The 326-nt window shown below is 50.0% G+C and carries 3 tRNA genes; all 3 read right to left on the minus strand.

Features of this window, described 5'->3' with window-relative positions:
• Positions 1 to 12: 12 nt before the first annotated feature.
• Positions 13 to 89: transfer RNA gene (locus KNP77_RS15860), tRNA-Arg, on the minus strand.
• A gap of 31 nt (positions 90 to 120) precedes the next feature.
• Positions 121 to 207: transfer RNA gene (locus tag KNP77_RS15865), tRNA-Leu, on the minus strand.
• A gap of 35 nt (positions 208 to 242) precedes the next feature.
• Positions 243 to 318, minus strand: a tRNA-Thr gene (locus KNP77_RS15870).
• Positions 319 to 326 lie beyond the last annotated feature (8 nt).

Below are 326 nucleotides of genomic sequence, written 5' to 3' on the forward strand. Positions count from 1 at the left end.
TCCCGTTATAAATGGTGCACCCTGAGAGATTCGAACTCCCGGCCTTTAGATTCGTAGTCTAACGCTCTATCCAGCTGAGCTAAGGGTGCGAGACGAATGATTCCCAATGGGATATATAGATGGTACCGAGGGCCGGACTTGAACCGGCACGAGGAAACCCTCGCAGGATTTTAAGTCCTGTGCGTCTACCAATTCCGCCACCCCGGCAAGGTATAATTAGTGCGGTAGACTTTTTTTAAAAATGGTGCCGGCGAAAGGATTTGAACCCTCGACCCTCTGATTACAAGTCAGATGCTCTACCAACTGAGCTACACCGGCAGGTGTAA

Origin of the sequence: Exiguobacterium sp. s142 (genome assembly GCF_018618455.1) — a bacterium.
Lineage (GTDB): Bacteria > Bacillota > Bacilli > Exiguobacteriales > Exiguobacteriaceae > Exiguobacterium > Exiguobacterium aurantiacum_A.